At 63.7% G+C, this 26,010-nt stretch carries 28 protein-coding genes, 1 other RNA gene and 1 pseudogene; 14 read left to right on the top strand and 16 right to left on the bottom strand.

Annotated features, from left to right (window positions below):
* Positions 1-35: 35 nt before the first annotated feature.
* Positions 36-1,442, bottom strand: a complete 1,407-nt coding sequence (locus tag QPK32_RS05570) for an MATE family efflux transporter (RefSeq protein ID WP_290411772.1) — start codon at positions 1,440-1,442, stop codon at positions 36-38.
* A 224-nt stretch (positions 1,443-1,666) separates the two neighbouring features.
* Between QPK32_RS05570 and QPK32_RS05565 the strand changes: the two genes are divergently transcribed.
* The 7 genes from QPK32_RS05565 (at position 1,667) to QPK32_RS05535 (ending at position 7,315) form a co-directional block, all read left to right on the top strand.
* Positions 1,667-2,629: a DnaJ C-terminal domain-containing protein gene (locus tag QPK32_RS05565; protein WP_290411771.1), complete on the top strand. Its 963-nt coding sequence runs from the start codon at positions 1,667-1,669 to the stop codon at positions 2,627-2,629.
* 3 nt (positions 2,630-2,632) lie between these two features.
* Positions 2,633-2,953, top strand: coding sequence for a chaperone modulator CbpM (locus QPK32_RS05560; RefSeq protein WP_290411770.1), 321 nt, complete (start codon positions 2,633-2,635; stop codon positions 2,951-2,953).
* A 153-nt stretch (positions 2,954-3,106) separates the two neighbouring features.
* Positions 3,107-4,441: an Nramp family divalent metal transporter gene (locus QPK32_RS05555; RefSeq protein WP_290411769.1), complete on the top strand. Its 1,335-nt coding sequence runs from the start codon at positions 3,107-3,109 to the stop codon at positions 4,439-4,441.
* Positions 4,442-4,575: 134 nt separating this feature from the next.
* The gene (locus tag QPK32_RS05550) at positions 4,576-5,145 is read left to right on the top strand and encodes a type 1 glutamine amidotransferase domain-containing protein (protein WP_290411768.1); all 570 of its coding nucleotides are present in this window, start codon (positions 4,576-4,578) and stop codon (positions 5,143-5,145) included.
* A gap of 95 nt (positions 5,146-5,240) precedes the next feature.
* Positions 5,241-5,831, top strand: a complete 591-nt coding sequence (locus tag QPK32_RS05545) for a DJ-1/PfpI/YhbO family deglycase/protease (RefSeq protein WP_290411767.1) — start codon at positions 5,241-5,243, stop codon at positions 5,829-5,831.
* A gap of 128 nt (positions 5,832-5,959) precedes the next feature.
* Positions 5,960-6,586, top strand: a complete 627-nt coding sequence (locus QPK32_RS05540; RefSeq protein WP_290411766.1) for a response regulator transcription factor — start codon at positions 5,960-5,962, stop codon at positions 6,584-6,586.
* Between the two features lie 99 nt (positions 6,587-6,685).
* Positions 6,686-7,315, top strand: a complete 630-nt coding sequence (locus tag QPK32_RS05535) for a head GIN domain-containing protein (RefSeq protein ID WP_290411765.1) — start codon at positions 6,686-6,688, stop codon at positions 7,313-7,315.
* A gap of 74 nt (positions 7,316-7,389) precedes the next feature.
* On the opposite strand, the gene QPK32_RS05530 is transcribed toward QPK32_RS05535, so the two are convergent.
* The 15 genes and pseudogenes from QPK32_RS05530 to ompA form a co-directional block, all read right to left on the bottom strand.
* The gene (locus QPK32_RS05530; protein WP_290411764.1) at positions 7,390-8,013 is read right to left on the bottom strand and encodes a BRCT domain-containing protein; all 624 of its coding nucleotides are present in this window, start codon (positions 8,011-8,013) and stop codon (positions 7,390-7,392) included.
* A 144-nt stretch (positions 8,014-8,157) separates the two neighbouring features.
* The gene (locus QPK32_RS05525; RefSeq protein ID WP_290411763.1) at positions 8,158-8,652 is read right to left on the bottom strand and encodes a T6SS effector amidase Tae4 family protein; all 495 of its coding nucleotides are present in this window, start codon (positions 8,650-8,652) and stop codon (positions 8,158-8,160) included.
* Complete coding sequence (locus QPK32_RS05520) at positions 8,649-9,071, bottom strand: Rap1a/Tai family immunity protein (RefSeq protein WP_290411762.1); 423 nt, start codon at positions 9,069-9,071, stop codon at positions 8,649-8,651. Before QPK32_RS05520 ends, QPK32_RS05525 begins: the two co-directional genes overlap by 4 nt.
* A pseudogene (locus tag QPK32_RS05515) lies at positions 9,071-9,561 on the bottom strand (Hcp family type VI secretion system effector). Before QPK32_RS05515 ends, QPK32_RS05520 begins: the two are co-directional and overlap by 1 nt.
* Before the next feature lie 346 nt (positions 9,562-9,907).
* Positions 9,908-10,357, bottom strand: a complete 450-nt coding sequence (locus QPK32_RS05510; protein ID WP_290411761.1) for a hypothetical protein — start codon at positions 10,355-10,357, stop codon at positions 9,908-9,910.
* A complete protein-coding gene (locus tag QPK32_RS05505) occupies positions 10,354-10,710 on the bottom strand; it encodes a helix-turn-helix domain-containing protein (RefSeq protein ID WP_290411760.1) in 357 nt (118 codons plus the stop codon). The genes QPK32_RS05510 and QPK32_RS05505 overlap by 4 nt, the downstream gene beginning before the upstream one ends.
* Before the next feature lie 52 nt (positions 10,711-10,762).
* Positions 10,763-11,170 carry a type II toxin-antitoxin system RelE/ParE family toxin gene (locus tag QPK32_RS05500; protein WP_290411759.1) on the bottom strand — a complete coding sequence of 136 codons (408 nt, stop codon included), beginning with the start codon at positions 11,168-11,170 and terminating at the stop codon, positions 10,763-10,765.
* Between the two features lie 4 nt (positions 11,171-11,174).
* A complete protein-coding gene (locus QPK32_RS26640; RefSeq protein WP_374046700.1) occupies positions 11,175-11,510 on the bottom strand; it encodes a DUF3761 domain-containing protein in 336 nt (111 codons plus the stop codon).
* Positions 11,511-11,703: 193 nt separating this feature from the next.
* Entirely contained in the window at positions 11,704-11,895 is a 192-nt protein-coding gene (locus QPK32_RS05495) for a hypothetical protein (protein WP_290411758.1), read from the bottom strand.
* A gap of 440 nt (positions 11,896-12,335) precedes the next feature.
* Complete coding sequence (locus tag QPK32_RS05490; RefSeq protein ID WP_290411757.1) at positions 12,336-12,509, bottom strand: hypothetical protein; 174 nt, start codon at positions 12,507-12,509, stop codon at positions 12,336-12,338.
* Positions 12,510-12,795: 286 nt separating this feature from the next.
* Positions 12,796-13,154: a transfer-messenger RNA gene (ssrA, locus tag QPK32_RS05485) on the bottom strand.
* 111 nt (positions 13,155-13,265) lie between these two features.
* Complete coding sequence (locus tag QPK32_RS05480) at positions 13,266-13,850, bottom strand: glycine zipper 2TM domain-containing protein (protein WP_290411756.1); 585 nt, start codon at positions 13,848-13,850, stop codon at positions 13,266-13,268.
* Positions 13,851-14,125: 275 nt separating this feature from the next.
* Positions 14,126-14,821 (bottom strand): HAD family hydrolase, encoded by a 696-nt coding sequence (locus QPK32_RS05475; protein ID WP_290411755.1) that lies wholly within the window; start codon positions 14,819-14,821, stop codon positions 14,126-14,128.
* 12 nt (positions 14,822-14,833) lie between these two features.
* A complete protein-coding gene (gene ubiG, locus QPK32_RS05470; protein WP_290411754.1) occupies positions 14,834-15,541 on the bottom strand; it encodes a bifunctional 2-polyprenyl-6-hydroxyphenol methylase/3-demethylubiquinol 3-O-methyltransferase UbiG in 708 nt (235 codons plus the stop codon).
* Positions 15,542-15,752: 211 nt separating this feature from the next.
* The gene (gene ompA / locus QPK32_RS05465) at positions 15,753-16,460 is read right to left on the bottom strand and encodes an outer membrane protein OmpA (protein ID WP_290411753.1); all 708 of its coding nucleotides are present in this window, start codon (positions 16,458-16,460) and stop codon (positions 15,753-15,755) included.
* Between the two features lie 428 nt (positions 16,461-16,888).
* Between ompA and gyrA the strand changes: the two genes are divergently transcribed.
* The 7 genes from gyrA (at position 16,889) to aroA (ending at position 25,954) form a co-directional block, all read left to right on the top strand.
* On the top strand, positions 16,889-19,504 hold the full coding sequence (gene gyrA, locus QPK32_RS05460) for a DNA gyrase subunit A (protein ID WP_290411752.1): 2,616 nt from the start codon (positions 16,889-16,891) through the stop codon (positions 19,502-19,504).
* Between the two features lie 186 nt (positions 19,505-19,690).
* A complete protein-coding gene (locus QPK32_RS05455) occupies positions 19,691-20,248 on the top strand; it encodes a DUF2059 domain-containing protein (protein WP_290411751.1) in 558 nt (185 codons plus the stop codon).
* Between the two features lie 10 nt (positions 20,249-20,258).
* A complete protein-coding gene (gene serC, locus QPK32_RS05450; RefSeq protein WP_290411750.1) occupies positions 20,259-21,350 on the top strand; it encodes a 3-phosphoserine/phosphohydroxythreonine transaminase in 1,092 nt (363 codons plus the stop codon).
* A 141-nt stretch (positions 21,351-21,491) separates the two neighbouring features.
* Positions 21,492-22,562 carry a prephenate dehydratase gene (pheA, locus tag QPK32_RS05445; RefSeq protein WP_290411749.1) on the top strand — a complete coding sequence of 357 codons (1,071 nt, stop codon included), beginning with the start codon at positions 21,492-21,494 and terminating at the stop codon, positions 22,560-22,562.
* A 40-nt stretch (positions 22,563-22,602) separates the two neighbouring features.
* The gene (hisC, locus tag QPK32_RS05440; protein ID WP_290411748.1) at positions 22,603-23,706 is read left to right on the top strand and encodes a histidinol-phosphate transaminase; all 1,104 of its coding nucleotides are present in this window, start codon (positions 22,603-22,605) and stop codon (positions 23,704-23,706) included.
* Positions 23,707-24,615: a prephenate dehydrogenase/arogenate dehydrogenase family protein gene (locus QPK32_RS05435; RefSeq protein ID WP_290411747.1), complete on the top strand. Its 909-nt coding sequence runs from the start codon at positions 23,707-23,709 to the stop codon at positions 24,613-24,615.
* A gap of 7 nt (positions 24,616-24,622) precedes the next feature.
* Positions 24,623-25,954 (top strand): 3-phosphoshikimate 1-carboxyvinyltransferase, encoded by a 1,332-nt coding sequence (gene aroA / locus QPK32_RS05430; RefSeq protein ID WP_290411746.1) that lies wholly within the window; start codon positions 24,623-24,625, stop codon positions 25,952-25,954.
* The last annotated feature ends 56 nt before the right edge of the window (positions 25,955-26,010 follow it).

The raw sequence follows: 26,010 nt of genomic DNA, 5'->3' as shown, positions 1-26,010 counted from the left end.
GATCGCCGCCGCCCCGGGGCGCCCTGACGGTGCGCTCACACGGCCTGTGCCTCGCGTACCCGCAGCTTCGACAGATTGTGCAGCGACCACGACAGCAACAGCGCCGCCACCGTCAGTCCCAGCACGAGACCGATCCAGAATCCCGTCGCCGCCATCGGCTGGGCCAGCGACCACGGGAACCAGCCCGGCGCCAGGCCGAGGATCCAGCCGACCGGCAGCGCCACGCCCCAGAACGCGATCATCTGGATGATCATCGGCGCGCGCGTCACCTGGTAGCCGCGCATGGCGGAGGCGGCCGCCACCTGCGTCGAGTCCGAGAGCTGGAACAGCGCGGCGAACAGCAGCAGCATCGCGCAGGTGGCCTGCACGCCGGGGTCGGACGTGTACATGGCGACGATCTGCCAGCGGAACACGAGGATGAACAGGGCGGACAGCACGCCGAAGGCGATGCACATGCCGGTGCCGGTCCAGGCGACGAAGCGGGCGCGCACCGGATTGCCTTCGCCCATCGCCTGGCCCACGCGGGTCAGGGCGCCGATGCCGAAGCTGAGCGGCACCATGAACACGAGCGAGACGAAGTTCAGCGCGATCTGGTGCGCCGACACTTCCACCACGCCGAACCTCGCCACCAGCAGGCTGACGATGCCGAAGGCGCTGACCTCGGCGAAATGGGTGACGCCGATCGGCAGGCCCAGGCGCAGCATGGCGCCGATCTCGGCCCAGTTCGGGCCTTCCCAGTGCGTGAACGGATAGGTCATGCGGTAGGCGGCCGACACCTTGATCCAGGCGACCATTGCCGCCAGCATCAGCCACACGCCGCTGGCCGTCGAGACGGCGCAGCCGAGCGCGCCCAGTTGCGGGAAGCCGAACTTGCCGAACACGAGCAGCCAGTTCATGAGTACGTTGTACAGCAGGCCGAGGATGGCGATGACCATGATCGGCTTGGTCTGGTTGATGCTGGTCGTGTAGCCGTACAGCGCGCGGTAGCAGGCGAAGGCCGGCATGCCGAGGCTGATGATGTGCAGAAAAGTCTTGGCGCGGTCGGCGACGTCCGGCGCCAGGCCGATGTGGTCGAACAGCAGGGCGCAGGCATTCGCCGCCAGGCAGCCGGCGATGCCGACGATGGCGCCCATCCACAGCGATTCGCGCACGGCGTGCGAGATGCGGTCGAAGCGGCCGGCGCCCATCTCGTGCGCCACCACCGAGTTCACGGCCATCATGACGCCCATCACGGTGACAAGGACGATCGACCACACCGAGGTGCCGAGCGACACGGCGGCCAGCTCGGCGGCGCTGACGTGGCCCGTCATGGCGACGTCCGCCACGCCCATGCCGACGGTGGCGAGCTGGCCGACCAGCATCGGCCACGACAGGCGCCACAGGGTAGCGATCTCGGCGCGGACGGGGTGGACTTGATGCTGGGCGGATACAGTGGACGTCATGGTGCGGGCGGTAGGCGAAACCCGTGATTTTACTGATTGTTGGACAAGTCCGGTAAGCCGATGCGCCTGCCGCCATCCGATCCGGGTAATTGTGTCGTAGCTGATTGAAATGTTAATTACCGGCCATACATGATAGGCAGGCGGCCTGCAGGCGTGCGCATGCACGGCTGGGGCAGGCATTACCATTCACTCAATCGCAACAATCGCAATCCAGGAGCAAGCTCGTGGAATACAAGGATTACTACCAAGTACTCGGTGTCGACAAGACCGCGTCCTCGGCCGACATCAAGAAGGCGTACCGCAAGCTGGTGCGCCAGTACCACCCCGACGTCAGCACGCACAAGGACGCGGACGCGAAGACCAAGGAAATCAACGAGGCCTACGACGTGCTGGGCGACACCGAGAAGCGCGCCGCCTACGACGAGCTGGGCAACATGCCGCGAGGCGGGCCGGGCGGGCAGGGCGGGTTCCAGCCGCCGCCGGACTGGGGCACGCAGTTCGACTTCAACGGCGCCGGCGCCGACGATTTCTTCAACGACCTGTTCGCCCATGTGGGCCGGCGTTCGCGCGCCGGCGGGGGCGGGGGCGGAGCCGGCGGCTTCGGCGGCGGCTCGTTCCGCATGCCGGGCGAGGACATCCACGCATCGATCGCCATCGACCTGCGCGACGCCTATCAGGGCGCGACGCGCACGATCGGCCTGCGCGTGCCCCAGCACGACGAGCAGGGCCACACGACGATGCAGGAAAAGACCCTCAGCGTGAACATCCCGAAAGGCGTCACGCCGGGCCAGCAGCTGCGCCTGTCCGGCCAGGGCCATCCGGGCTTCGGCGGCGGTGCCAACGGCGACCTGTACCTGGAGATCCAGCTCAACCCGGACGCGCGCTACCGCGTCGAGGGCACCCACGTGTACCAGAACGTGCCGGTGACGCCCTGGGAAGCGGCGCTGGGCGCGTCGGTCCCGGTGCCGACGCCGTCGGGCACGGTCGAGGTGACGGTGCCGAAGGGATCGCAGTCGGGCCGCAAGCTGCGCCTGAAGGGGCGCGGCATCCCGGCGGCCACGCCGGGCGACCTGTACCTGATCCTGGACGTCGTGCTGCCGCCCGCGGACAGCGACAAGGCGCGCGCCCTGTACGAGCAGATGGCGCGCGAGATGGCCTTCAATCCCCGTGAACGAGTAGGAGCGTAAACGATGCAAGCGAACATGAGCCTTTCCGGCGTGCTGCTGGACGACGCGGCGCTGACCCTCGACGAGCTGGCGCGGGCCTGCAACGTGGAGCCGGACTGGGTGGTGCGGCACGTGCAGGCCGGCGTGCTGGGCAGCGGCGAAGCCTTCGTCAGCACGGTGCAGGTGACGGGCTGGCGCTTTCGCAGCGGCGACCTGGCCAGGGCCCGGCGCCTGCTGCGCGTGGAGCGCGATTTCGATGCCAACGAAGACCTGGCGGCCCTGGTGGTCGACATGGGGGACGAGATCCGGCGCTTGCGGGCGCGTTTGCACGTGCTGGGCGGTTGAACGCGTGGACGGGGAACCCGTCCACCCTACGGTAGGGTGGACGGCTCGGCCGTCCACGCGTCCGACGGCGTTTCCTGCCGCGTTACCCACCTTTCTGGCGGCAAACGAACCGGGGCTTTGCGATAGAATCGATTCATCTAGCGCAGAGTCTCCATGTTCAAGTTACCCACCACCGCCACCGCCCCGTTCTGTCCATCCGAAGTGTCCGGCACCGTCACCGTCCCCGAGCACTACCCTTTCTGGAAGAAGGTCGTCCGCTATGCGGGTCCCGGCCTGCTCGTGTCGGTCGGCTACATGGACCCGGGCAACTGGGCCACGGCCATCCAGGGCGGCTCCCAGTTCGGCTACAACCTGCTGTTCGTCGTCGTGCTGTCCAGCCTGGCGGCCATCGTCCTGCAATGCCTGTGCGCGCGCCTGGGCATCGTCACTGGCAAGGATCTCGCCGTGCACTGCCGCGAACAGTATTCGCCGGCGGCGGCGAAGGGCTTGTGGGTGTTCGCGGAACTGTCGATCATCGCCTGCGACCTGGCCGAGGTGCTGGGCTGCGCGCTCGCCTTCCACTTGCTGCTGGGCGTGTCGCTGCCCGTCGGGGTGGCGCTGACGGCGCTCGACACGCTGATCGTGCTCGGTTTGAAGGGCAAGGGCTTCCGCCAGCTGGAGGCGATCGTGCTGGGCCTCATCGCCACCATCGGCGTCTGCCTGTTCGCCGAGCTGGTGCTGGTGGAGCCGGACGTGCACGCCGTCATGGCGGGCCTGGTGCCCTCGCTGCAGAAGCTGGCCGACCGCGATGCGCTGTACCTCGCCATCGGCATCCTGGGCGCCACCGTGATGCCGCATAACCTGTACCTGCATTCCTCCGTCGTGCAGACGCGCGTGGTGCGCCTGGGCGCCGTCGGCGGCCAGGCCATGCGCCTGAAGGAAGCGATCGGCATGTCGCGCATCGACACCATCGTCTCGCTGGGCATCGCCCTGTTCATCAACGGCGCGATCCTCGTGCTGGCCGCGGCCGCGTTCTACAAGCCGGGCGGCGGCAACGTGATGGAGATCGACCAGGCCTACGAACTGCTGGCCCCGGTGGCCGGCACGGCGCTGGCCGCCTTCCTGTTCGGCCTGGCGCTGCTGGCTTCCGGCCAGAGCTCGACGTTTACGGGCACCATCGCCGGCCAGGTGATCATGGAAGGTTTTCTCAAGCTCAAGATCCCGTGCTGGCAGCGGCGCCTGATCACGCGCGGCCTGGCGCTGGCCCCGGCCATGGTCGGTGTGCTGACGCTGGGCGACCATGCGATCGGCAAGATGCTGGTCGCCAGCCAGGTCGTGCTGAGCATGCAGCTGCCGTTCGCCATGTACCCGCTGATCCGCCTGACGGGACGGCGCGACCTGATGGGCCAGTTCGTCAACGCCTGGTGGACGTCGGCGCTGGCCTGGTTCTTGTTCGTCGTCATTTCCTCCGCTAACGTCTGGATGGTGTGGCAAGCGTTTTCAGCCTGATCGTGGGCTGATTTACTGCCGAGTTCTCGCGAGGCGTGGAACGTGCATATGCGTTCCGCGCGCCGCGCATGCCGTTCAAAAACTAGAATCTCCTTTCCATCTAGCTCATTCACCAACGCTAAAAGGAGCATTCCATGGCAAACACCAACACCCAGGCCCTGAAGGGCAAGCGCGTCGCCATCCTCATGACCGACGGGGTCGAACAGGTCGAATACACGGGCCCGCGCAGCTTCCTCGAACAGCAGGGCGCGCAAGTCACGCTGGTCTCGCCGAAACCCACCGGCGACGAGATCCAGGGCTTCGACCACCTGACCCCGGACCAGAAATTCAAGGTCGAACTGGACGTGCGCGACGCCCGTCCGGCCGACTTCGACGCCCTCGTGCTGCCGGGCGGCGTGGCCAACCCGGACCAGCTGCGCCTGTCGATGGAGGCCATCACCTTCATCCGCGAATTCGGCCGCGAGGACAAGCCCATCGCCGCCATCTGCCACGGTCCGTGGACGCTGATCGACGCCGACCTGGTCGACGGCAAGCGGGTCACCAGCTGGCCGACGCTGCAGCTCGACCTGCAGAACGCCGGCGCCCAGTGGACCGACGAGCAGGTCGTCGTCGACGGCAAGCTCGTCACCAGCCGCAAGCCGGACGACATTCCCGCCTTCAACCAGGCCATCCTGTCCGAGCTCCAGTCGCAGACCAGGCATTGAGCTCCGGGTTCCCCGCTGCGTCGCGCCGTGCGACGCATCGGCCGCCCCGTGCCTAGAATGAACCCATTCGCGATCAATCGACGGTAGGAGGCGGTATGGAGCAGCAACAAACTGGCAGGCCCCTTCAGGGCAAGCGCATCGCCATGCTGATGGCGGACGGCGTGGAACAGATCGAGTACACGAGCCCGCGCTCCTTCCTGGAAGGGCAGGGCGCGACGGTCGTGCTGGTGGCGCCCAAGGCCGCCGGCGAGGACATCCAGGGCGTCGACCACGACCAGCCGGGCGAACGCTTCCGCGTCGAACTGGATGTGGGCGGCGCCAATCCCGACGACTTCGACGCGCTGGTGCTGCCGGGCGGCGCGGAGAATCCGCGCCACCTGCGCGCCAGCCCCGCGGCCATCGACTTCATCCGCGGCTTCGACATCGACGCCAAGATGGTGGCCGCGATCTGCCACGGCCCGCTGTCCCTGATCGACGCGGGCATCGCATCGGCCAAGCACGTCACCAGCGCACCCGACGCCAAGGAGGAATTGCAGGCCGCCGGGGCCGAGTGGACGGACGACCCGGTCGTCATCGACGCGCGGCTCGTCACCAGCCGCACGCCGGACGACCTGGCGGCGTTCAACGATTCCATGCTGAAGGAACTGATGGTGGCGGAGGGGACGGATCCGGGACCGACCTCTTGAACGCGTTACACCCAAACACAACTGGTTCGCTCAAGCGATTGGTTGATCGGCATCAAGCATTCAAAAAGTAATTGCCGACTTGGCCCGGCTATCATGGATCCCTACATCCATCCGGACCAGGAGGCACCATGGTTGGCGTGCTGCTCGCCGAGCCGAACAGCCTGTTGCGGCTCGGGTTCCGGTCCGTGCTGGCGAACGACGCCGCCGTCACCATCGCCGCCGAGGCCGTCGACGAGCTGCAACTGTTCCGTGCGTTCACGGCCATCCCGCACGAGGTGGTCCTGACCCCGCTCGGGCTGTTGCAGAGCATCGGATTGCGCACCTTGAACCAGTTGCGCCAAACACGGCCGGCGAGCCGGCTGCTGGTCCACAGCTACGATTCGCACGTGGAGTTCGCGGCCGAGGCGCTGCGCTTCGGTGCGTCCGGATTCCTCTCGAACGGGGCGGACGTCGAGGAACTGGGCGTCGCGATCGCCACGGTGGCGCGGGGACAAGCGTATATCGGCGCATCGATGGGCGAGGAACTGGCGATCCACATGTGTCTTCGTGCGCGGGATGTCGAACAGGCCGCCTTGAGCAAGACGGAATCGCACGTCGCGAAGATGCTGGCGGTCGGCCTCGACATGCGCAGCATCGCGGCACAGCTGAACATGTGTCCGGCCGGCGTGGCCGTCCACCGGGCCCGCATCCTGCGCAAGATGCGCCGGCCCGGGATGAACGAACTCCTGCGCTGCGCCATCGCCAAGAGCCTGTGATTGCCGTCCAGGGCGCGGTTCCCGCGTTCCGTCACAAAATCGTGTTCGTCAAGGAATTCATTCTCTACAATGAATCCAACTTAACGAACAGGAAACGCCATGTCCCGGATCGCCCTTGCTCTCGCCATGTCCTTTGCTTGCTTCGCCAGCGCCCATGCCGCCGACCAGCCCCGCAACGTGCCGCCGTTCACGTCGATCAGCGTGCAGGGCCCGTTCAATGTCATCGTGGAAGGCGGCAAGGGCCAGTCGCTGCTGGTGCGCGGCAGCGACAAGTTCGTGAAGGACGTCGTGACCGAGGTCGTCAACGGCCAGCTGGTCGTGCGCATGCGCGACAAGAACTACGGCACGCTGCGCGGCGACCAGCATATCGTCGTCACCGTGCCGCAGCTGCGCGCGTTCAGTTCCGAAGGCGCGGGCGAGATCCGGCTGAATCACATGCAGGGCGAGCGTCTCGAGGTCAACTTCCGCGGGGCGGGCGAGCTGCGTGTCGGTGGAGAAGTGAAGACCTTCAAGATCCAGGCGGAGGGGGCGGGCGAGGTCGATACGAAAGACCTGGTCGCCAACGACGTCGACCTCGTGCTGCGCGGTGTGGGAAATGCGCGCGTGACGGCCCGCAACCGGCTCGACGTGCAGGGGCAGGGAATGGGGAGCGTGACGTATTTCGGCAGGCCGAAGACCGTCAACAAATCGATGGAGGGGTTGGGGGCGGTGAGGCAGGGGGATCGGTGATGGGCGGCATGTGCTGATCCTGGGAGACGCATTGTCGCAGGATCAGCGCGATAGTAAGCAGCCTGGACGCGATGTCACAGATGGTTGTACCAATGCTCTTCGGAGACGATATGGATGCCGCAGCCATCGTTGTTGTATTCGATCGCCTTTTCGATCTTGCGTCCGTGTGTGGAATGCGCCCAATTCTCGTTGCCGATATCACCGATCACCAGGTAGTTAAGCTTCTTCGTGATCGTATTGGCCGCTACGCCGCCGCGTTGTTCGATCTGCTCGGAACACCATGCGCGCGTGCCGGCATGGAAGGCGCCCGTGAAACAGAAGACGCGACCTTCGAATGTGATCGGATGCGCCGGCTGAGTAAGCGGTAGTGCGGTGCTGTTATTGTGCAGGCCGTTTTGCGGGGCGGTATTGCCGCCGACCGTTTTCATGAGCATGTCGAGAAGCTCGCCTTCTTCGGCCAAGCTCATCGAGCCTTTTGCTGCGATCTCGGCTAGGCGTGGATAAAGTGCCTTCGCCGGCCATAGGTTGGCGGCATGGCGGTTGGCGTTCATCCACGACACCAAAAAATTGACCTCGTCTTGCGTCACGATGCCATCGGCCATGACGCCTTTGACGATCCCGATCAGCTCGTCGATCTGGCGGTCGGCTACTGCGCTGCTACGGAACAAATAAACGAGCGGGTCTTCGGTCGATCCCATTTTTGCCTCGGACAAGAGCGGCATCTCGGCGTGCCGTTTCGCCCGAAAATCATATCGTGCGAAATTGGCGGAAGACTCTCCAATTTTCACACGCTCAGAAATAGGTGTGACAGAAAGGCTATGCGCAATTGCGTACTTGCCTCGCTAACTGAGCGGCCAGAACCATACTTCTCGCGAGGACCAGTAACAGCCGCTTTCGGTTCCGTCGAGTTCGTTCCCGCAGCGCAGGTACTGTCCCCACCGATCCCGAGACACGATGGCAATGTGACCCTGCCGTTCGGCACCGCCGTATATGCTGAAGAACGACACGATGCCGCGGCGCTCGCCGATCGCGCGTTCCGCATCCAGGCCGCGCTGGAACTTTTCCGGTTGGCCAATATTGCGCGTCAGCCAGGCGCTGAGGCGGCGCTGCTGCGTTTCGATGCTGCGGCCCTTGTACTTGCCGGCCTTGATCGGCCAGTTGCCCGGGTTCGGATAGCCGGCGCCCAGCAGGGCCAGGCTCATGCGGATCGCGCACGTATTGTAGAAGTTTGGATCGCTAATGTTCTCCGGATACCCGATCCAATGGTAGAGCTCATCGCGGCTCACGTTGACCGTATCCGGAAAGTGCATCCTGATGCTGGCGTAGGGGACTTTCATCCTGTTCTCCGTGCGCCCGTCGGGCAGGGCCAGGTTGCCCGCCAGGTCTCCGTGATGAGCTCTGCGGCGCTGCGCTTGAGCTGTGCGGCCGGCAGCCGCTGCAGTGCACTGCGGGCGTCTGCAGCCATCTCATGTGGCAGCGGCCGGACCTGTGCGCTTGGGCACCACGCTTTCCCCTCAGTCGCGTCGTGCACGCCCTGGATGAAGCCGCGAACGAACTCGCCGTTCGACATGTCGAGGTATTCAGCCGCGATCGCGCGAGTGCGGAAAGGACTGGCCGGCGACCAGGAGACGGTTGCGGGATCCACATTGCCCATGAGCTTGACCAAGGCCTCGCCGGTAATCTGCGGTACCAGTGCGGGCGACTGTGCGGCGCACGGAGCTGCCAGCGCAAGCCCGAGCAGAAGCGGCGCGCGCATCACGCTATCCTGTTCGTTGCCAGGTCCCAACCTCCAGTCGTGTTACCGCTGGCGCCGCCGCCGACCTTCTGCTGGGTGTACTTCCACTTGATTTTGGAAAACTTCAGACCCAGGCCTTCGCCGGCCACGTCCCCGCCCGCGAAAGCGGGGGCGATATGTGCGATCAGCACGTTCTCAAGTTCGACCTCGAAATACTTGATCGGCTCACCATTGCCGTCGGCGCGCATCATTTCCAGCCTGGCCTTCGGGATCGTCTTGCCGCATGCGCAGGTCTGCGCTAGAACGGGCGATGCGAGGTCGACCAGCTTGCTGACGGTGATTTCACTGAGTTCAGCGCGCTCCGCGGTGTGACCGCCGCCGGTTGATGCCGTGGCGCTCTTGGGCTGGGTGATGGACCAGTAACCGACGTGCACTCGATCCAGCCTTGGTGTTTCGCATCGGCTGATTCGCCCTTGATGCCGTCCAGTTGCAGGTAGAAATCTGCTGCCATGGTGCCTCCATTGTTGACGAGTAGGCATCGTGGCAGGGATGGGCTTTATGCAGCTTGGGAGCTATCAATTGTTTGGCGGTGTAGGCGCAAGATGGAACGGGAAGGCGAGGCGAACGGCAAAAAATCGCTACGCGATTTTCCTTGAAGTGGCAAATTGAAGAGCCTTTGCGCTTGCCAGCGCAAAGTCGCTCCGCCGGCCCGGCGCATGCGTCAGAATTCTCGACTCGCCGCTCGTTTGTGCTGTCCGAGGATTCAATTTCCTCCGCCCGAAAAGCAATATTCAAAAATAAAGCCTCAAACTCGTGCCTGGGGCTTTGTTTTTGAATCTTGGTGGAGGCAGATGCACCTAAACGACTGCGATTAACGGGTTTTCCGTCGAAGATAGGTTCACCTTTATTCCTCCAACTCCAATTTCACCGTCCGCCGTCTCCGCCCGAACCCTAAGGATGCCACTTTTTGAAACTACAAATGGCTGAATAGAGAAAATGATGCCAGCGGTAGCGTATTGACTGGTATCGTCGCTCTTTAATGATGCGAGTTGATCTGAGGAAAAGTCTTCTTCTGCCAATATGGTTTCATCCAGAAGGACCTTGATATGGAGCTTTTCGAGTGGGGATGTGGCTGGAGTGCGGGCTTCGACAACAGCACAGATCTTTGGTATCACAACAGGGAACGCAGCTGCCGAAATCTGCAATGAGCCTTGATAAATACCCATTAAACTCAACTTACCACCAATTTCTGTTCTAACATCATCGCAAAAAATAGCGTGAATATAAGGAGAATTGAGTTTAATCATTCAATGCGCTCCTTTGTTTTTAGCATATTTTCCATTGCCCTGAAGACGACATCCGTTGATTCCCCTAGCGCACTAGCCAAGCCCGTTACGGTCGAGATTTTCACATCTTCGCCCCGCTCAATGCGGGCTATATATGGCTGCTTGACGCCCATAGCATTGGCTAGTTGTTGCTGCGACATCCCTTTAGATAGGCGCAGGCTGGCAATAGAGCTACCTTCATTAGCAATCATTCCCGAAATTTTTCTGCGGGCTCGAGCGAGCGCCGCTGCTTTACGAGGGTCTTTTTCACGCTCGGCTATCAAATCTGAAATTGCAATCCCATGAATCGTCTCAACAATTTGAGGTGCCGGCATGTCAACTGTGACAAACGTATATACGCAAGCAGTCATCGTCGAAGAGCTAGCACTAATAGGTATGTAGCCCCAAGGCGTCATATTGACGAATGACTCTAAGAACGGTTGGGTGTTTTGTATCGTATGCATAATTTCTCTCCACTACAGCAAGTACATAGTAGATATCGGTGCGGGGAGCATAGGCATAAAGGACACGATGTGAAACAACACTTCCTTGCCAGTCCCAAAACTTCAACCTCAGTAGGTTTAGACCTCGCTTCCAGAGTTCTTCAAATACATCAACATCGAACTCGGGGGTACCAATAGACTTAAATTTCTTCTCGGTAAGACGCTCTAGTAGTAAGGGGTCATGTGCTATTTCGTCAAGTGCCGTTTCGATCTCTGCCGCAGCGTCTTCGTCAACGTCGTAAAGGCGATCCAAATCGTCCTTCGCTGCGTCTGTAATCACGATCTTCAGCATTGTATTATAACTTTGAAGTTATGATGAGGGTTGAAGTGTAACAAACTTCCCACAGCATGTCGCGCTGTAGATTGCAACTTCCGTGCGGCTTCCACTTCGTAGTACGTTTCCCTGTAGATCCGGCGCATAGCCATGAGATGACGCCGCCATGCTGTGAACACGTTCCTTTGCGATGCTGACTGGCGCTATACCTGCCACCCCGACATTTCCCACTGGCGCCGGCCGGCATTTTGTCCTGCGTTGACTTAGCCGGCGAGTGAACCTCTCGCCCATCCTTCGCTTTGTAGTGTTGATGCGACGTCAGTTCCGCTTCATTTGGCTGGCCGGCGATGCGCTGCATACCCCCGCGTCTGGGAACCTCACGCGCTGTGACAGGTCGACCGGCAATCCGCGCCATGTCCTCCGGTCGTGGTGCCACGGTCGGCGCCGCGACCTCGCGCTGCAGGAGCGGAGCGGAATCTGGTGCGTGGTGGGCCTGAGCCGAGAGGGCGGAAAAACATGCTACGAGGGAAAAGCGAGTTTCATGGCCGGACTCAGCCGCCAAAGCTCATGCTTGCCGCGACCTTGGAGCCCGCGTTCATAACGTCATAGACGCAGAACATCGTGACGAGGATGGTAAGGACACCGAACAATTTGACGGCCGGTTTCTTGTCGACACCGGCCAGCAGGTCAAGCATGCGCGTGATGATGTACGCGCCAATCATAAGGCCAATAGCAGGGATCATTTCACTCTTTCAGGGCAGCATCTGGACGAGCTGTTTCAAAAAGGGATCATACTGTGCCAGATTAGCAAAAGACTCTCCAAAACTCACTACTCGATGTTATTGCTGACTTTGTGGAGTCATCTTTTCTTGGGGGGCAACGCCAGTTCCTAGGCAAATCCACAACGCCCATTTCGTACTGGTTGCCCCCTTGATTGCCTTCGGTGAGCAATCGGACAGAGGTTTTCGTCGGAAGGAGTGACAGGCTTGTGCAGTGCTTAGCGCGCTGGATAAGTTGACGTAGTCATTCGCTTCGCATACCTCTCCCGCGACACCAATTCGAAGCTACTGGCAGCTTGAATCTGCCGTGCCGCATCGTCTTCATGGCTTTCTTGCTATGGTTCAAGTCGATGCCGTCGGTCAGTCGCCTGCGGTGTCCAAGCGAGCGCGCGCATCCTTCAAGCTCACGTCAGGATACCAATTAAAGCAGCTTCTCCTTGCCGTCGTGCCGATATTTTCAGGCACCACAACTTACCCTGGAGCCGGGTAACAAGCAGAAAGAGACCGCGTTTGTTAAACAGTTTGGTCTGCTTGTCGTCGGACTTGGCATTGCGTAGGGCGATGTCGGTGAAGGACATATTGGGGTACGTCCTTTGGGCGATCTGGAGTACTCCGTAGGGTTACGCCAGAGGTTGTGGAGGCGAAAGGCAAAAAATCGCTGCGCGATTTTCCTTGAAGTGGCGAATTGAAGAGCCTTTGCGCTTGCCAGCGCAAAGTCGCTCCGCCGGCCCGTCGCGGTGCGACGGGAAACCCCGGCTCCGCCCCTCGTCCGTACCGGACGAGGCTCCAATTCCCTCCGTCCAAAACGCAATATTCAAAAACAAAGCCCCTTGGCTTTCGCCAAGGGGCTTTGTTTTTGAATATTGGTGGAGGCGGAGGGAATTGAACCCTCGTCCGCAAGCACTCTACAGACAGTTCTACATACTTAGCACTATCATTTAATTTAACCGGTACAACGGGGATGTGCACCCTGTGTACAAGCGAGTTACCTTAAGTTTCGGAATCGACCCGGTAACCCAGTTGGTTCCTAGCCTCTGTAAATGACTCTACTTGCCTTGCGGCCCACCCCAGAGGCGAGGTAGTGTAGAGCTAGCAGCGATTAAGCTGCGAGTGCGTACGAGTTATCGTTTGCAGTTATTGATTTCTGGATGTATTTACGAGGTAACCAGTCCTCGGTATGCCCTGCGCTGCTTTGCAACCCACGTCGAAACCAGGTCGCCCCCAGCTGAGGAAACACCATTGTACTCCATAGCGGGCGCAAGTCCAGTCCTGAGGGCGTTCGAGATGTAACCAATCGTGATGATTGCGAACGCCCGAGGCTGGAAGCGCGCCGCTCAGCGGTTCTGGTTGGCGATCTGGTTGCCCAGCATGCCGCCGCCGATGACGCCGGCGATCGTCGCCAGCTTGCGGCCGTTGCCGCTGCCGACCTGGTTGCCCAGCAGGCCGCCGACCACGGCGCCGGTACCGATGGCCACGTAGTTCGGCTGGGCGGCAGGGCGGGGTGCGGGTTCGGCGTAGACCGGCGCGTCGTTGCGCACGTAGGTCGGCTGGTGGTAGACCGGGCGCGGCTTCGGTGCCGTCTTGACGGGCACTTCCTTGATCACGGTTTCCTTGATGATGACCGGGGCCGGTGCGGGCTGGGCGCTGGCCATCGCAGGCTGGACATAGGCTGCCGGCTGCATCCCTGCGGCCGACTGCATCCCTGCTACCGGCTGCATTGCCTGCGGTGCCACGCCGGCGGCCGCAAGCGGCAGGGCAGGGGCCATCTGCGCGGCGGCGACCGGCGTCTCGTTGGCGCCGCGCGAAGTCGGCAGCAGGCCCGTGATCGCTGCCGTGCCGGCCAGGCTGACGACGATGACGGAGACGGCGGCGGCGGCCATCAGCGGGTGGATACGGGCGGTGGTCTTGATCGCTTCCATGTTCTGCTCCAGTTGCGGTGGTGTTGTCGTGTGCAGCCAGATTAATGGCGGCGAGCGTGAAGAGCTAGACGATGGGCTGTATCAATCGTAAAGATGTGTAAGCTGGTTCGAAGATTGGCATGGGGACGGCTGCGCGGTCGAGGTCACTCCGGCTCAACCAATGCTAAAGTTTGCAACTAACCGACGCGCAAGCGAAGCACAACGAAAAACGCGCCCAGGGTGGGGCGCGCGTCGTCCATCAGCACAGGAGGAGATAGAACGCGTCAGGCCGCCGCTTACGCCGCCCGCACCGCCTGCGCCACTTCGCGCAGCGTCGCGAGCAAATGCTGCGGCGTATCGAGCTGGTAGTCCGCGCCCCAGGTCGCGGGATCGATCGACCCGCAATAGCCCCAGTTGCACGCCACCGTCACCATGCCGGCCGCGCGGCCCGCTTCGATGTCGCGCAGGTCGTCGCCCACGTACCAGCATTGCGCCGGCTCAAGGCCCAGGCGACGTGCGCCTTCCAGCAGCGGGGCCGGGTGGGGCTTCGGATGCGGCGTGGTGTCGCCCGAGACGACGCAGCCGGCGTGCGCCAGGCCGATCTGCGGCACCAGCGGATTGGTGAAGCGTTCCGGCTTGTTGGTGACGATGCCCCATGCCATGCCGGCGGCGGCGATGCCGTCCAGCAGTTCGGCGATGCCGTCGAACAGCGTGCTGTGCACGGCCATCGCCGACTGGTAGCGGTCGAACCACGCCAGGCGCAGTTCTTCATAGCCCTCGTCCCCGGGAGCCAGGCCGAAGGCGGCGCCGATCATGCCGCGTGCGCCGGCCGAGGCGGTCGGGCGCAGGATCTCGTAGGGCGTCGGGTCCAGGCCGCGCTCGGTGCGCAGCCAGTTGACGGCGGCCGCGAGGTCGGGCGCGGTGTCGGCCAACGTGCCGTCCAGGTCGAACAGGACGGCGCGCGGCGCCGGAAAGCGGGAAGGGAAGGTCATGAAGAAACGAAGTCAGAGCGGCTTGGAGCAGGCCACCATGTAGTTCACGTCGGTGTCCTGGTTGAGCGAGTAAATCTTGGTCAGCGGATTGTAGGTCAGGCCCTTCAAGCCGTCCACCAGCAGTCCCGCATCGCGCACGAAGCCGGACAACTCGGCCGGCGTGATGAACTTGGCGTAGTCGTGGGTCCCGCGCGGCAGCATGCGCAGCACGTATTCGGCGCCGATGACGGCGAACAGGTAGGACTTCGGATTGCGGTTCAGCGTCGAGAAGAACACCTTGCCGCCCGGCTTGGCCAGCGTGGCGGCGGCGCGCACGATCGCGGCCGGATCCGGCACGTGTTCCAGCATTTCCATGCAGGTGACGACGTCGTACTGGCCCGCTTCCTCGGCCGCCATCTCCTCGGCGGCGATCAGCTTGTAGCGCACCTCCACGCCCGACTCCAGGCTGTGCAGGTCGGCGACCTTCAGCGCCTTCTTCGACAGGTCGATGCCCGTGACCTTGGCGCCCTTGCGCGCCATCGATTCGGCCAGGATGCCGCCGCCGCAACCGATGTCGATCACGTTCTTGCCCGCCAGCGGCGCGCGCGCGTTGATCCATTCGAGGCGCAGGGGGTTGATGTCGTGCAGCGGACGGAACTCGGACGTCGGGTCCCACCAGCGGTGGGCCAGTTCGCTGAATTTCTGGATCTCTAAAGGATCGGCGTTGGTAGTCGTAGTCATAGGTCAAATAATAGCGGAATTGCTGCGGATGACGGGGCAAATTGCGGAAAAGTCATCCACCGTCGTTCCCGCGCAGGCGGGAACCCATGCTGAGCGACCGTGGTCTGCGGCGTATGGGTTCCTGCCTACGCAGGAACGACGTTGCTTCGGTGTTGGGAATCACCATAAAAAAAACCCCGCCGCAGCGGGGTTTCGTTCGGCGAAGCCGGAATTACTGCTGGGTGCTGCGGGTACCCACGACTTCGATTTCCACGCGGCGGTTCTTGGCGCGGCCTTCGGCGGTCTTGTTGTCGGCGACCGGCTGGCTTTCGCCCTTGCCTTCGGTGTAGATGCGGCTCGATTCCACGCCCTTGCCCTGCAGGTAGGCCTTGACGGCTTCGGCGCGGCGCACCGACAGCTTCTGGTTGTAGGCATCGGTGCCCACCGAGTCGGTGTGGCCGACGGCGATGATGACTTCCAGGTTGATGTCCTTCAGCTTGCTCACCAGGTCGTCCAGCGATGCCTGGCCGGCCGGCTTCAGGACGGCCTTGTCGAAGTCGAAGAAGGCGTCAGCCGAGTAGCTCACTTTTTCCGAGGTCGGGACCGGAGCCGGGGCAGTGACCGGAGCCGGGGCTTGCGGAGCCGGTGCTGCCGGCGGCGGCGGGGCAACGCACTTGCCGTTTTCCAGGCGTTCCGGCTCGACGCACAGCGGCGCGTCGCAGCCCGGGACCGCGTCGGCCGGGGTCCAGTAGCCGGTGCGCACGCACAGACCGAAAGGAGTGCGGACGATCACGCCGCGGGCGTCTTGCACGTAGGCGCTGTACGGCTTGTTGGCCTGGATGTCGGTGGTCAGCGGCGCGTACGGCGGGGCGCTCTGCGCGTGGACGGTGCCGGCCATCGCTGCCGTGGCTGCGAGCACGAGGGTTGCCAATTTATTCATATTTTTTCTTCCTTTCGGTAAAATCTTCGCGATGCGAAACCACACGTCAGTATTTGTCGATCATGTCGACGCCATCACGCGAGCGCATTATGTGAGCAGAATATTAACATCTGCTGCGGCCGGTTTGTTTCGCATTGTGAAACAAGCAATTAACTTCTCGGCCATTTTGCCACACACACACCATCCATACGACCAACGCCTGCTCAATTACGGTGCATGCGTTTGGCCTCGTTGTTTCTGCGCAACAACGTGTTGTGAACAGCGTGCAAGCTTGACGAAGGTTTATGACAAGCATGTGTCAAACCGTTAATTGTGCGCATTCGTTATCGGGCGGGGCTTGCCTGGAAAATGTGCTGCTGGTATAGCGCGCGTGGTAAAATCATGGGCTTGAAATCCACAATCACAGCCTGAAAGCAGTCGACCCGCCAATGGATCAATTCGCAAAAGAAACAGTTCCAATTTCCCTGGAAGAAGAGATGCGCAAGAGCTACCTCGATTACGCGATGAGCGTGATCGTGGGCCGTGCTCTGCCGGACGTGCGCGACGGCCTGAAGCCCGTGCATCGCCGCGTGCTCTACGCCATGCACGAGATGAACAACGTGTGGAATCGTCCCTACCTGAAGTGCGCGCGCGTGGTCGGCGACACGATGGGTAAGTACCACCCGCACGGCGACGCGTCGATCTATGACACCCTGGTGCGCATGGCCCAGGACTTTTCGCTGCGCTACACCCTGGTCGACGGGCAGGGCAACTTCGGTTCGATCGACGGCGACTCCGCCGCGGCGATGCGTTACACCGAGTGCCGCCTCGACAAGATCTCCAATGAACTGCTGGCCGACATCGACAAGGACACCGTCGACTTCCAGCCGAACTACGACGGCAAGGAAAAGGAACCGACGGTCCTGCCGACCAAGATCCCGAACCTCCTGATCAACGGCTCGTCCGGCATCGCGGTGGGCATGGCCACCAATATCCCGCCGCACAACCTGTCCGAAGTGATCGCCGGCGCGCTGCACGTGCTCGCGAACCCGGATTGCACCATCGACGAGCTGATCGAACTGATCCCGGCGCCGGACTTCCCGACGGCCGGCATCATCTATGGCGTCTCGGGCGTGCGCGACGGTTATCGCACCGGCCGCGGCCGCGTGGTGATGCGCGCCAAGACCCACTTCGAGGAGTACGGCAAGGATGGCGGCCGCATCGCGATCATCGTCGACGAGCTGCCGTACCAGGTCAACAAGAAATCGCTGCTCGAGCGCATCGCCGAGAACGTACGCGACAAGAAGCTCGAAGGCATTTCCGACATCCGCGACGAGTCGGATAAATCGGGCATGCGCGTCGTCATCGAACTGAAGCGCGGCGAAGTGCCGGAAGTGGTGCTGAACAACCTGTACAAGCAGACCCAGCTGCAGGACACCTTCGGCATGAACATGGTCGCGCTCGTGAACGGCCAGCCCAAGCTGCTGAACCTGAAGCAGATGCTGGAAGCGTTCCTGTCGCACCGCCGCGAAGTGGTCACGCGCCGCACCGTGTTCGAACTGCGCAAGGCGCGCGAACGCGGCCACATGCTGGAAGGCCTGGCCGTCGCGCTGGCGAACATCGACGACTTCATCGCCATCATCAAGGCCGCGCCGACCCCGCCGGTCGCCAAGACGGAACTGATGCAGCGCGCCTGGGATTCGTCCCTGGTGCGCGAGATGCTGACCCGTACCGAGATGGGCGCTTCCGGCGGCATCGAGGCTTTCCGTCCGGAGCACCTGCCGAAGCACTACGGCATGCAGGCCGACGGCCTGTACAAGCTGTCGGACGAGCAGGCCCAGGAAATCCTGCAGATGCGCCTGCAGCGCCTGACCGGCCTGGAGCAGGACAAGATCGTCAACGAGTACAAGGAAGTGATGGCCCACATCGCCGACCTGCTCGACATCCTGGCCCGCCCGGAACGCGTCACCAGCATCATCAGCGACGAAATGGCCCAGATCAAGGCCGACTACACCGAGAACGGCAAGGACGGGCGCCGCTCGGCCATCGAGCACAATGCGTCCGACCTCGATACGGAAGACCTGATCACGCCGCAGGACATGGTGGTCACGCTGTCGCACACGGGCTACATGAAGTCGCAGCCGATTTCCGAATACCGTGCCCAGAAGCGCGGCGGCCGCGGCAAGCAGGCCATGGCGACCAAGGACGAGGACTGGATCGACCAGCTGTTCATCGCCAACACGCACGACTACATGCTGTGCTTCTCCAACCGTGGCCGCATGTACTGGCTGAAGGTGTGGGAAGTGCCGCAGGGTTCGCGCAACTCGCGCGGCAAGCCGATCGTGAACATGTTCCCGCTGCAGGACGGCGAGAAGATCACCGTGATCCTGCCGCTGTCGGGCGAGAACTCGAGCTTCCCGGAAGATCACTACGTGTTCATGTCGACGAGCCTGGGCACCGTCAAGAAGACCCCGCTGAAGGACTTCAGCAACCCGCGCAAGGCCGGCATCATCGCCGTCGACCTGGACGAGGGCGACTTCCTGATCGGCGCCGCGCTTACCGACGGCAAGCACGACGTGATGCTGTTCTCCGACGCCGGCAAGGCCGTGCGCTTCGACGAGAACGACGTGCGTCCGATGGGCCGCACCGCGCGCGGCGTGCGCGGCATGAACCTGGACGAAGGCCAGAACGTGATCGCGCTGCTGGTCGCCGAGAACGAGAAGCAGTCGGTGCTCACCGCCACCGAGAACGGCTTCGGCAAGCGCACCCCGATCGCCGAGTACACCCGCCACGGCCGCGGCACCAAGGGCATGATCGCGATCCAGACCACGGAGCGCAACGGTAAAGTCGTCGCCGCGACGTTGGTCGAGGAAACCGACGAGATCATGCTGATCACGACCGGCGGCGTGCTGATCCGCACCCGCGTGGCCGAGATCCGCGAGATGGGCCGCGCCACCCAGGGCGTGACGCTGATCGCGGTCGAGGACGGCACCAAGCTGTCCGGCCTGCAGCGCGTGGTCGAGACCGACCTCGAGGAAACCGAGCTGGAGCCGGCACCGGAATAAACGCCGTTGTCCTTCCTGCCAAAGCCGCGGAGCGCATCAGCGCCCGCGGCTTTTTTTCGTTTTCGGGACATGCGTTTATTCGGCCCGCATGGAGGCTGGCTGGTGAAAAACGCACCAGGAAGAGGATTTTTTGCAAGTTTCGTGCGAAAATCGGAGTTCCCCGCACCACCACCTCCAAGGACATCCGTGAAAAACGCCGTCGTCGCCATCGCTTCCGCCATCCTCGTCACCTGCGCTCCCGCCTTTGCGCAGAGCAGCGCGCCGCTGCCTTCCGCCGATCCGCAGGTGGTCGAGGCGACCAAGAAGATGCTGGAGACGATGCGCGTGCGCGAGACGATGGCCACCGCCTTCCAGCAGGTCGAGCAGCGCATGCCGGCGCAGATGGCGCAATCGGTCGCCGCCGCCGTCAAGAACAATCCCAAGCTGGACGAGAAGCAGAAGGCCGAGGCGCTCAAGAAGTTCCAGCAGGACGCGCCGAAGATGCAGGCGCGCCTGCACGCCGTGTTCGCCGACCCGACCCTGATCAACGACATGGTGAACGAGATGGTGCCCGTGTACGCGGAGACCTATACGCTCGACGAGATCCGCCAGCTGACCGCCTTCTACGCCTCGCCGCTGGGCCAGAAGATGCTGGCCAAGATGCCCCAGCTGATGGGCCGCAGCATGGAGATCGGTAATCGCGTCATGGCGCCGCGCATGGAGAAATTCATGGCCGAGAGCATGCAAGACGTCACCGGCAAGTAAGGAAGCAGCCTTGACGAACCAGGTATTCAATTTTTCCGCCGGCCCCGCCGTCCTGCCCAAGGAAGTGCTGCGGCAGGCCGCCAGCGAGATGCTCGACTGGCACGGCAGCGGCATGTCCGTGATGGAGATGAGCCACCGCGGCCCCGAATTCATCGCCATCCACCGCCAGGCCGAAGCCGACCTGCGCGAACTGCTCGCCATCCCGTCCAACTACAAGGTGCTGTTCCTGCAGGGCGGGGGACTGGGCCAGAATTCCTTCGTGCCCCTGAACCTGCTGGGCAGGAAGCCCCAGCCCGCGACGATCGACTTCGTCCACACGGGCTCGTGGTCGGGCAAGTCCATCCAGGAAGCGCGGCGCTACGCCAACGTCAACGTGGCCGCGTCGGGCGAGGCGAACGGCTTCACGGCCGTGCCGGCGCAGGACGAATGGAAGTTGACGCCCGACGCCGCCTACCTGCACGTGTGCACCAACGAGACCATCGACGGCGTCGAGTTCGACTTCGTGCCGACCGCGCAGGGGGACGTGCCGCTGGTGGCCGACATGTCCTCGCACATCCTGTCGCGCGCCATCGACGTGTCGAAGTACGGCGTGATCTTCGCCGGCGCCCAGAAGAACATCGGCCCGGCGGGCCTGACGCTGGCCATCGTGCGCGACGACCTGCTCGACAGCGCGCTGCCGATCTGCCCGGGCGTGTTCAACTGGCGCGCCGTGGCCGACGCCGACTCCATGCTCAATACGCCGCCGACCTACGCGATCTATATCGCCGGCCTCGTGTTCGCGCACCTGAAAAAACTGGGCGGCGTGGCCGAGATGGAGCGCCGCAACATCGAGAAGGCGCGCCTGCTGTACGCGGCGCTGGACGCCGACGATTTCTACGAGAACCGCGTGGCGCCGGCCAACCGTTCGCGCATGAACGTGCCGTTCTACCTGCGCGACGAATCCCTGAACGACCAATTCCTGGCCGGCGCCAAGGCGCGCGGGCTGCTGCAACTGAAGGGCCACAAGTCCGTCGGCGGTATGCGGGCATCGATCTACAACGCGATGCCGATCGAGGGCGTGCACGCCCTGGTCGATTATTTGAACGAATTCGCCGGGCGCTAGCCCGTCGTCCCCGCGCAGGCGGGGACCCAATGTGAGCATCCGCAGCCGTGACGCCGGCATGATGGCGCCATCGAACGAAATTGGGACCCCGCCTGCGCGGGGACGACGTGGAAGCGAAGAACCGCACCACACGAGCACACCATGACAGACAAACTGAAACCCCTGCGCGACCGGATCGATGCGATCGACGCGCAAATCCTCGACCTCCTTTCCCAGCGCGGCAAGGTCGCGCAGGAAGTCGGCCACGTCAAGGCCGAGACGAAGGCGCCCGTGTTCCGCCCCGAACGCGAAGCCCAGGTGCTGCGCGGCGTCGCCGAGCGCAATCCGGGCCCGCTGCACGACCGCGACGTGCAGACCATCTTCCGCGAGATCATGTCGTCCTGCCGCGCGCTGGAAAAGCGCGTCACGGTCGCCTACCTCGGCCCCACCGGCACCTTCAGCGAGCAGGCCGTGTTCCAGCAGTTCGGCAGCGCCGTCGAAGGCTTGCCGTGCATCTCGATCGACGAGGTGTTCCGCGCCACCGAGGCCGGCACCGCGGATTATGGCGTCGTGCCCGTCGAGAACTCCTCGGAAGGCGCCATCAACCGCACGCTCGACCTGATGCTGGCCACCACCAGCATCATCAGCGGCGAAGTATCGATCCCCGTCCACCACAGCCTCATGACGAAGACGGGCGCCATGGAAGGCGTGACCGTCGTGTGCGCCCATTCGCAGGCGCTGGCCCAGTGCCAGGTATGGCTGAACCAGCACTATCCGCACCTCGAGCGCCGCGCCGTGGCGTCGAATGCCGAGGCGGCCGTGCTGGCGAGCCAGGACCCGACCGTCGCCGCGATCGCCAGCGAGATGGCGGGCGAGCAGTACAAGCTGGGCGTCGTCCAGGCCCATATCCAGGACGACCCGCACAACCGCACCCGCTTCGTCGTGATCGGGCGCCAGGCCACGGGCCGCTCGGGCCAGGACCGTACCTCGATCGTGCTGGCCGTGCCGAACAAGGCGGGCGCCGTGTACAACCTGCTGGCGCCGCTGGCCAAGCACGGCGTGTCGATGACGCGCTTCGAATCGCGCCCTGCGCGCGTCGGTACGTGGGAGTACTACTTCTACGTCGACATCGAAGGCCACCTCGACGACGCACCGGTCGGCCTCGCGCTGGGCGAGCTGAAAGCGAATGCCGCCTTCTTCAAAGTACTCGGCTCCTATCCGGTCGGCCTGTAAGCTTCACGAACCATTTTCAGAAAACGCTAGAGAGCATCCCATGTCGCAATTCGGTCCAGACTATATCCGTGCCATCGCCCCCTACCAGGCAGGCAAGCCCATTTCCGAAACCGCCCGCGAATACGGGCTCGAGGAAGCCAGCATCGTCAAGCTGGCGTCCAACGAGAATCCGTTCGGCATGCCGGAATCGGCCAAGGCCGCGATGATCGCGGCGGCCGCGGAGCTCGGCCGCTATCCGGACGCCAACGGCTTCGAGCTGAAGGCCGCGCTGGCCAAGCGCTACGACGTGCCGGCCGAGTGGATCACCCTCGGCAACGGCTCCAACGACATCCTCGAGATCGCCGCTCACGCGTTCGTGCGCACGGGCGAATCGGTCGTGTTCTCGCAGTACGCGTTCGCGATCTACGCGCTGGCCGCGCAGGGCGTCGGCGCGCGCGGCATCGCCGCCCCGGCCAAGGGCTTCGGCCATGACCTGGACGCCATGCTGGCCGCGGTCGAGGCGGACACGCGCCTCGTCTACGTCGCCAACCCGAACAACCCGACCGGCACCTTCATTCCGGCCGCCGAGATCGAAGCCTTCCTGGACAAGGTGCCGGCGCACGTCGTGGTCGTGCTGGACGAGGCCTACAACGAATACCTGGAAGCGAAGGACCAGTTCGAGTCGACCCAGTGGGTGCGCAAGTACCCGAACCTGATCGTCTCGCGCACCTTCTCCAAGGCCTACGGCCTGGCCGGCCTGCGCGTGGGCTTCGCCATCGCCCAGCCGGGCGTGACCGACCTGATGAACCGCGTGCGCCAGCCGTTCAACGTCAACTCGCTGGCCCAGGCGGCCGCCATCGCCGCGCTGAACGACAAGGCCTTCCTGCAGAAGGGCTTCGAGAACAACCGCGCCGGCTATGCGCAGCTGGTCGCCGCGTTCGAAGAGCTCAAGCTGGAGTACGTGCCGTCCTACGGCAACTTCGTGCTCGTGAAGGTGGGCGACGACGATGCGGCCGGCAGCCGCGTCAACGTGGCGCTGCTCAAGCAGGGCGTCATCGTGCGCCCGGTCGGCGCCTACGGCCTGCCGCAATGGCTGCGCATCTCGATCGGCCTGCCGGAAGAGAACGCGGCGCTGATTGCGGCACTGAAGAAGGCGCTGGCCTGAATGTTCGATAAAGTCGTCATCGTCGGCGCCGGCCTGATCGGCGGGTCGTTCGCGCTGGGCCTGAAGGCGGCCGGCGCCGTGCGCACCGTCGTCGGCCTGGAGCGCTCGCCGCAGGCGCTGGCACGTGCCCTGGAGCTCGGCATCGTCGACGAGGCCGCGACCGATCCCGGCGCCGCGCTGGCGGGCGCCGACCTGGTGCTGGTGGCGGCGCCGGTGGCGCAGACGGCGGCCATCCTGGCATCCCTGCTGCCGCATCTCGATGCCCACACCATCGTCACCGACGCCGGCAGCACCAAGTCGGACGTGGTCGCGGCCGCGCGCGCCGTGCTGGGCGAACGCATCGGCCAGTTCGTGCCGGGCCACCCGATCGCCGGGCGCGAGTCGAACGGGCCGGACGCCGCGATCCCCGACCTCTACCGCGGCAAGAAGGTGGTCTTGAGCGCGCTGCCCGAGAACGACGGGGCCGTCGTGGCGCGCGTGGCCGAGGCCTGGCGCCGCTGCGGGGCGATCATCCACATGCTGTCGGCCAAGGAACACGACCGCGTGTTCGCCGCCGTCAGCCACCTGCCGCACCTGCTCGCCTATGCGCTGGTGGACGACATCGCGAAGAAGCCCCACGCCGAGCTGCTGTTCCAGTATGCGGCGAGCGGCTTTCGCGACTTCACCCGTATCGCCGGCTCATCGCCCGAGATGTGGCGCGACATCAGCCTCGCCAACCGCGATGCGCTGCTGGGGGAACTCGATGCCTACGTGGCCCAACTAAGCAATTTGCGCACCCATCTCGCCGCCGGCGACGGCCCGGCGCTGGAAGCCGTGTACGCCAATGCCCAGCGTGCCCGCTGCGCGTGGATCGAAGCGATCGAAGCGGCGGAGCCTCCGCCGAACGCGGACCAAGAATCAGGAAAATGAGCAGGAAATGACACAGACCAAGCACTATCCCCAGCATATCGACCTCGAACCCGTCATGCGCGTGGCCGGCACGGTGCGCCTGCCGGGTTCGAAGAGCATCTCCAACCGCACGCTGCTGCTGGCGGCGCTGTGCGAAGGCACGACCACGATCCACGACCTGCTGGCCTCGGACGACACCCTCGTCATGCTGCAAGCGCTGCACGCGCTCGGCATCCGCTGGGAACAGCTGGACGAGCGCACCCACGTCGTGCACGGCGCCGGCGGCAAGTTGCCCGTGCACGAGGCCGACCTCTTCATGGGCAATGCCGGCACCGCGATCCGCCCGCTGACGGCGGCGCTGGCCGTGATCGGCGGCGACTACACGCTGCATGGCGTCGAGCGCATGCACGAGCGCCCGATCGGCGACCTGGTCGATGCGCTGAACGAGGTCGGCGCCCAGATCGAGTACACGGGCAACCCGGGCTATCCGCCGCTGCGCATCCGCCGCGGCCACATTGCAGCCAACCGCATGGCCGTGCGCGGCAACGTGTCGAGCCAGTTCCTGACGGCCCTGCTGATGGCGGCGCCGCTGATGGCCAGGGACCACGCGATCACCATCGACGTGGTCGGCGAACTGATCTCCAAGCCGTACATCGAGATCACGCTGAACCTGATGCGCCGTTTCGGCGTGACGGTCGACCAGGACGGCTGGTCCTCGTTCACCGTGCAGCCCGGCCAGCAGTACAAGAGTCCGGGCAGCATCCACGTCGAGGGCGACGCCTCGTCGGCTTCCTACTTCCTGGCCGCGGGCGCCATCGCCGGCGGCCCCGTGCGCGTGGAAGGCGTGGGCAAGGATTCCATCCAGGGCGACGTGCGCTTCGCCGACGCGCTCGAGCGCATGGGCGCTGTGATCACCCGTGGCGATAATTGGATAGAAGCAAGTGCCAACGGCGTCCTGAAAGCCATCGACGCCGACTTCAACCACATCCCGGACGCCGCCATGACGATCGCCGTGGCCGCGCTATACGCCGACGGCACCAGCACGCTGCGCAACATCGCCAGCTGGCGCGTGAAGGAAACGGACCGCCTGGCCGCGATGGCGACGGAGCTGCGCAAGGTCGGCGCGACGGTGGAGGAGGGCCTGGACTACATCAGCGTGACACCGCCGGAAGAGCTGCTGCCGGCCACCATCGACACCTACGACGACCACCGCATGGCGATGTGCTTCTCGCTGGCCTCGCTGGACGGCAAGGCGCGGCGCGGCAACGCGATGCGCATCAACGACCCGAAATGCGTGGCCAAGACGTTCCCGGACTACTTCGAAACGTTTGCCGGGATCGCCAAGGACGAATTATTCTGACGGGGGTGATCGATGCCGGGGGCATCGATCACAATGCCGCCACCGTATCCGTATGA

This window comes from Massilia sp. YIM B02763 (assembly GCF_030412015.1).
Taxonomy (GTDB): Bacteria; Pseudomonadota; Gammaproteobacteria; order Burkholderiales; family Burkholderiaceae_D; genus Telluria.
The sequence above is the reverse complement of the archived record's forward strand: the minus strand, read 5'-3'. Positions and strand labels throughout refer to the sequence as shown.